Source organism: Klebsiella sp. MS 92-3, assembly GCF_000195655.1.
Classification (GTDB): domain Bacteria; phylum Pseudomonadota; class Gammaproteobacteria; order Enterobacterales; family Enterobacteriaceae; genus Klebsiella; species Klebsiella pneumoniae.
In genome coordinates this window covers 1-4,797 of record NZ_GL882754.1, presented here as the reverse complement: position 1 = coordinate 4,797, position 4,797 = coordinate 1, and the positions used below count along the sequence as shown (strand labels likewise).

Annotated in this window: 4 protein-coding genes; 3 read left to right on the top strand and 1 reads right to left on the bottom strand. The window is 57.7% G+C overall.

What is annotated here, in order from left to right:
- Positions 1-37: 37 nt before the first annotated feature.
- Positions 38-2,416 (bottom strand): phosphoenolpyruvate synthase, encoded by a 2,379-nt coding sequence (gene ppsA, locus HMPREF9538_RS22005; RefSeq protein WP_002909055.1) that lies wholly within the window; start codon positions 2,414-2,416, stop codon positions 38-40.
- Positions 2,417-2,491: 75 nt separating this feature from the next.
- On the opposite strand from ppsA, the gene HMPREF9538_RS32070 reads away from it, so the two are divergent.
- From HMPREF9538_RS32070 to aroH, 3 genes are all read left to right on the top strand, one after another.
- Entirely contained in the window at positions 2,492-2,611 is a 120-nt protein-coding gene (locus HMPREF9538_RS32070) for a hypothetical protein (protein WP_009484225.1), read from the top strand.
- A gap of 144 nt (positions 2,612-2,755) precedes the next feature.
- The gene (locus HMPREF9538_RS22015; protein WP_002909061.1) at positions 2,756-3,589 is read left to right on the top strand and encodes a pyruvate, water dikinase regulatory protein; all 834 of its coding nucleotides are present in this window, start codon (positions 2,756-2,758) and stop codon (positions 3,587-3,589) included.
- A gap of 154 nt (positions 3,590-3,743) precedes the next feature.
- Entirely contained in the window at positions 3,744-4,790 is a 1,047-nt protein-coding gene (gene aroH / locus HMPREF9538_RS22020; RefSeq protein ID WP_009484224.1) for a 3-deoxy-7-phosphoheptulonate synthase AroH, read from the top strand.
- Positions 4,791-4,797 lie beyond the last annotated feature (7 nt).

Below are 4,797 nucleotides of genomic sequence, written 5' to 3'. Positions count from 1 at the left end.
GGCCGCGCGGCGGGGGATCGGTCCTGTCAGGGCGAACTTATTTTTTCAGTTCCGCCAGACCTAACCAGGTTTGTACCACGGTATCCGGGTTCAGGGACAAGCTATCAATCCCCTCTTCCATCAGCCAGGCGGCGAAATCCTCATGGTCAGACGGCCCCTGGCCGCAGATGCCGACGTATTTACCCTGTTTCTTCGCCGCGCGGATGGCCATCGACAGCAGGGCTTTCACCGCGTCGTTGCGTTCATCAAACAGCTCAGAAACCACACCGGAATCGCGGTCCAGACCGAGCGCCAGCTGGGTCATGTCGTTCGAACCGATGGAGAAGCCGTCGAAGTACTCGAGGAACTGCTCCGCCAGCAAGGCGTTCGACGGGATCTCGCACATCATAATGATCTTCAGCCCGTTCTCGCCGCGCTTCAGCCCCTGACGCTCCAGCTCTTCGACCACCGCTTTCGCCTGGGCGACGGTACGGACGAACGGGACCATCACTTCAACGTTGGTCAGTCCCATATCGTTACGCACGCGCTTCATCGCTTCGCACTCAAGGGCGAAGCAGTCGCGGAAGCTTTCGGAAACGTAGCGTCCGGCGCCGCGGAAGCCGAGCATCGGGTTCTCTTCTTCCGGCTCATAGCGCTCGCCGCCCACCAGGTTGGCGTATTCGTTCGATTTGAAGTCCGACAGACGCACGATCACCCGTTTCGGATAGAAAGCGGCGCCGAGGGTGGCGATCCCTTCGGTCAGGCGGCCAACGTAGAACTCTCTCGGCGAATCGTAGCCTTTCATCAGCTCGCGGATTTCGTTCTGCAGGCCCGGCTCCTGGTCGTCAAACTCCAGCAGCGCGCGCGGATGAACGCCAATCATGCGGTTGATGATAAATTCCAGCCGCGCCAGACCGACGCCTTCGTTCGGCAGGCAGGCGAAGTCGAACGCGCGATCCGGGTTGCCGACGTTCATCATCACCTTCAGCGGCAGATCCGGCATGTCGCCGACGCTGGAGCTCTTGACGCTGAAGTCGAGCAGCTCGGCGTAGACATAGCCGGTGTCGCCTTCGGCGCAGGAGACGGTGACATTCTGATTTTCCTGAATGCGATCGGTAGCATCGCCGCAGCCGACCACCGCCGGGATCCCCAGCTCACGGGCGATAATCGCCGCGTGACAGGTACGCCCGCCGCGGTTGGTGACAATCGCCGAGGCTTTTTTCATGATCGGTTCCCAGTCCGGGTCGGTCATGTCGGTAACCAGTACGTCGCCTGGCTCAATGCGATTCATCTCGCTGATATCGTGGATCACCTTGACCGGACCGGCGCCAATACGGTGGCCGATGGCGCGCCCTTCGGCGATGATCTGCCCCTGAGCGTGGAGGGTATAACGCTCCATCACCTGGCCGCGGGAACGCACGGTTTCAGGACGCGCCTGGACGATAAATAGCTTACCGGTGTGGCCATCTTTCGCCCACTCGATATCCATCGGACGGCCGTAGTGCTTCTCGATCTGCACCGCCTGCTTCGCCAGCTCCTGCACCTCCTCGTTGCTTAACGAGAAAATATCGCGCTGCGCCTGCGGCACATCTTCGATACGCACCTGTTTACCGTGCTCCTGGGTCGGCGCGTAAACCATACGGATCTTTTTCGACCCCATGGTGCGGCGCACGATCGCCGGACGGCCAGCGGCCAGCGTCGGTTTGTGGACGTAGAATTCGTCCGGGTTCACCGCGCCCTGCACCACCATCTCGCCCAAACCCCACGCCGAGGTGATAAACACCACCTGGTCAAAGCCGGATTCGGTATCGATGGAGAACATGACGCCGGAGGAGGCCAGATCGGAGCGGACCATCCTCTGCACCCCGGCGGAGAGCGCCACGCCGCGGTGATCGTAACCCTGATGCACGCGGTAGGAGATTGCGCGATCGTTAAACAGCGAAGCAAATACGTGCTTCACGGCAACGAGCACGGCGTCAAAGCCCTGCACGTTGAGGAATGTCTCTTGCTGTCCGGCGAAGGAGGCGTCCGGCATATCTTCCGCGGTGGCGGAAGAGCGCACGGCGAATGAGGCCTCGGCGTCATCGGCGGACAGCAGGTCATAAGCATCGCGAATCGCGTTTTCCAGTTCGCTCTGGAAGGGGGTATCGATGATCCACTGTCGGATCTGCGCGCCCGCTTTCGCTAATGCGGAAACGTCGTCAATGTCGGTTTCATCCAGCAGCGCATAGATGCGCTGGTTAACACCGCTTTGGTCCAGGAACTGATTGAAAGCATCAGCGGTGGTGGCAAACCCGTTAGGTACGGAAACACCCATACCGGACAGATTCGTAATCATTTCACCAAGGGAGGCATTTTTGCCCCCAACTCTGTCTACATCATTCATGCCGAGTTGGTTATACCAAAGCACCAGCGGTGACGAGCCATTGTTGGACATCGAGACAATCCTTTTGTGATTTAATACCAGTGAAAAAAATTTCACGATCGACTGCAGGATTATCCTGACATATTTATGAAGCTGAAAAAAACGGTGAATCGTTCAAGCAAATTATTTTTTCATTTTTCGGACTGTTCCCCCGATATTGCTAACTTGATGATTTTTAGGAATTCTGATGGAAAACGCTGGAAATAACGGCGACAAAAAGAAAATGAACCACCCTTTTCATAAAAAACAAAAATAGCGTTTCAATTTTAACAAGAGACAAATCAAACAGGGATATGCTTAAATTTAATATCCGCTTTCAGGCAATTAAACTCATTATACCGGATGGTCAAAATGGAAAGTGCTGTAGATCGCCACGTATTTTATATTTCTGACGGTACCGCCATTACGGCGGAGGTGCTGGGGCATGCCGTGATGTCGCAATTCCCGGTCGCCATCAGCAGCGTAACCCTGCCGTTTGTGGAAAACATCAGCCGCGCGCGGGCGGTGAAGGAGCAGATCGACGCCATCTATCAGCAAACGGGTATTCGCCCGCTGGTGTTCTACTCCATCGTCATCCCGGAAATACGCGACATTATTCTGCAAAGCGAAGGCTTTTGTCAGGATATCGTGCAGGCGCTGGTGGCCCCGCTGCAGCAGGAGCTCAACCTCGACCCGACGCCGGTGGCCCACCGCACCCACGGCCTCAACCCCGGCAATCTGATTAAATACGATGCGCGTATCGCCGCCATCGATTATACCCTCGCCCATGACGATGGCATCTCGCTGCGCAACCTTGACCAGGCGCAGGTGATCCTCCTCGGCGTCTCGCGCTGCGGCAAAACACCCACCAGTCTGTATCTCGCCATGCAGTACGGTATTCGCGCCGCCAACTATCCGTTTATCGCCGACGATATGGACAATCTGGTGCTGCCGGCCTCGCTGAAACCCCTGCAGCATAAGATGTTCGGCCTGACCATCAATCCGGAGCGTCTGGCGGCGATCCGCGAGGAGCGCCGGGAGAACAGCCGCTACGCCTCGCTGCGCCAGTGTCGGATGGAAGTGACCGAAGTGGAGGCCCTGTATCGCAAGAATAAAATCCCCTGCCTGAACAGCACCAACTATTCCGTTGAGGAAATAGCGACAAAAATCATGGACATCATGGGGCTGAATCGCAGAATGTACTAATACACTAGTACATTATTAAAAATTTGTTTATGCTATCACCCGTGGCCTATACAGGATCATGCCCTGCTCTTGCAATAAGCAGGGATTGGTTTATCGTGATGCGCATCACTTCCCGGCATTTTCGCCGCGGAAGAAACAGATTTTTGAGACCCCAATGAATAAAACAGACGAATTGCGTACCGCGCGCATTGAGAGCCTGGTAACGCCCGCGGAGCTGGCCCAGCGCCATCCCGTGACGGCCGACGTGGCTGCCCACGTCTCGGCCTCCCGCCGCCGAATTGAAAAAATCCTCAACGGCGAAGACCGCCGACTGCTGGTGATTATCGGCCCCTGCTCCATTCACGACACCGACGCGGCGCTGGAGTATGCCCGCCGCCTGCAGGGCATGCGCGAGCGCTATCAGCCGCAGCTGGAGATCGTGATGCGCACCTACTTTGAAAAACCGCGTACCGTGGTGGGCTGGAAAGGCTTAATCTCCGATCCCGACCTCAACGGCAGCTACCGGGTCAACCACGGAATTGAGCTGGCGCGGCGCCTGCTGCTGCAGGTTAATGAGCTGGGGGTACCGACGGCCACCGAGTTTCTCGATATGGTGACCGGTCAGTTTATCGCCGATCTCATCAGCTGGGGGGCCATCGGGGCGCGCACCACTGAAAGCCAGATCCACCGTGAAATGGCCTCAGCGCTCTCCTGCCCGGTTGGATTTAAAAACGGCACCGACGGCAATACGCGTATCGCGGTGGACGCCATCCGCGCCTCCCGCGCCAGCCATATGTTCCTCTCCCCGGACAAACAGGGGCAGATGACGATTTACCAGACCAGCGGCAACCCGTACGGGCACATCATTATGCGCGGCGGCAAACGGCCAAACTATCACGCCGAGGATATCGCCGCCGCCGGCGAGGCGCTGCGTGAATTCGATCTGCCGGAACAGCTGGTCGTTGATTTCAGCCATGGCAACTGCCAGAAGCAGCACCGCCGTCAGCTGGAGGTGTGCGCCGATATCTGTCAGCAAATTCGCGCGGGCTCCACCGCCATCGCCGGGATTATGGCCGAAAGCTTCCTGCAGGAAGGCACTCAGAAAGTGGTCCCCGGCCAGCCGTTGACCTGGGGCCAGTCGATCACCGACCCCTGCCTGAGCTGGGAAGACAGCGAAAGATTATTGAGCGAGCTGGCTGCGGCCACCGCCTCCCGCCTGTAACCGCTCC

What these genes read in the sequence shown, in the direction of transcription:
- ppsA (WP_002909055.1), bottom strand. Translation starts at nt 2,416, where the DNA reads ATGTCCAACAATGGCTCGTCACCGCTGGTGCTTTGGTATAACCAACTC.
- HMPREF9538_RS32070 (WP_009484225.1), top strand. Translation starts at nt 2,492, where the DNA reads ATGAAGCTGAAAAAAACGGTGAATCGTTCAAGCAAATTATTTTTTCAT.
- HMPREF9538_RS22015 (WP_002909061.1), top strand. Translation starts at nt 2,756, where the DNA reads ATGGAAAGTGCTGTAGATCGCCACGTATTTTATATTTCTGACGGTACC.
- aroH (WP_009484224.1), top strand. Translation starts at nt 3,744, where the DNA reads ATGAATAAAACAGACGAATTGCGTACCGCGCGCATTGAGAGCCTGGTA.